At 58.0% G+C, this 264-nt stretch carries 1 protein-coding gene; it reads right to left on the bottom strand.

The features are described from left to right. The coding region (locus tag AAEY83_RS15930) for a hypothetical protein (RefSeq protein WP_351060518.1) at window positions 1-264 on the bottom strand (264 nt) is incomplete at both ends.

Below are 264 nucleotides of genomic sequence, written 5' to 3'. Positions count from 1 at the left end.
AGGTAATAGCATGGCCGCCCCGCGCCACGACCTCCCACTTCCTCTCGGGAGTACGTTCAAGACCGTAAACCATACCTGTCAGGATGACAGGCAAGTTGCTGTCGACGTGCGAAGCGACGTAGTGAGCGAACCAGTCGGACGAACGCTCCCGCAACTGAGTCGCATGGTAGCGGAGTCCTTCAGCGTCTAGTGCACGCTGAATCTGCTCATTGCTCAGCTCGTGATTGGGGAAGCCATTGCCAGAGCTATCGGCGAGATCGAGTG

The sequence above is a fragment of the Psychrobacter sp. TB20-MNA-CIBAN-0197 genome (assembly GCF_040309765.1).
GTDB lineage: Bacteria > Pseudomonadota > Gammaproteobacteria > Pseudomonadales > Moraxellaceae > Psychrobacter > Psychrobacter submarinus.
This window is presented reverse-complemented; position numbering and strand designations above follow the sequence as displayed.